Raw genomic sequence first — 683 nt, 5'->3', positions numbered from 1 at the left:
GGCATGATGAGCCACGTCGTCAGCGAGGGCACCGCGCGCCGCGCCGCCCTCGACGGCATTCCGACCGCGGGCAAGACCGGCACCACCAACGCGTATCGCGACGCCTGGTTCGTCGGCTACACCGGCAATTTCACCTGCGCGGTGTGGTACGGCAACGACGACTACTCGCCGACCAACCGCATGACCGGCGGCTCGCTGCCGGCGCAGACCTGGCACGACATCATGCTCGCGGCGCATCAGGGCGTCGAAGTCCGGGAGATCCCCGGCATCGGCATGGGCCAGAAGCTGCCGCCGCAGCATGTCAGCAACGCGCAGGCCAATGCGGCGCCGAAGATCCTGGAGACCAAGCCGGGCCCGCCGCCGGTGCTGACCAAGCGCGGCGCCGACATCCTGGTGCGCGTCGAGAAGCTGCTGGATGACGCCGCCAAGACGGCAAAGAAATCGGCCGATGCCGACACCAAGCCGGCCGGGCCGTCCTCGGCGACGAGCGCGCTCGCCTTCCCGCAGAACTATGCGGAAGAGAATGCCAACGCCTCCGTCCCGCGCAAGAACTGATCGAAACCCGTGCGGCTGATCCTGATCACATTGACGGCCCTTCTGCTCGCGACCGTGGTCGGCGTCGGCGCCACCTGGATGACGACGACGCGCGGCACCGAGATCGGCGCGCTGACGATCGGCGCCTG

1 pseudogene is annotated in these 683 nt (G+C 68.8%); it reads left to right on the top strand.

The features are described from left to right. Positions 1-555: pseudogene (locus tag MOV75_RS40780) on the top strand (penicillin-binding transpeptidase domain-containing protein); the annotation flags it as partial. Positions 556-683 lie beyond the last annotated feature (128 nt).

This window comes from Bradyrhizobium sp. PRIMUS42, from assembly GCF_023006515.1.
Taxonomy (GTDB): domain Bacteria; phylum Pseudomonadota; class Alphaproteobacteria; order Rhizobiales; family Xanthobacteraceae; genus Bradyrhizobium.
Note: the sequence above shows the minus strand (reverse complement) of the source record. Positions and strands in the feature narration are given on the sequence as shown.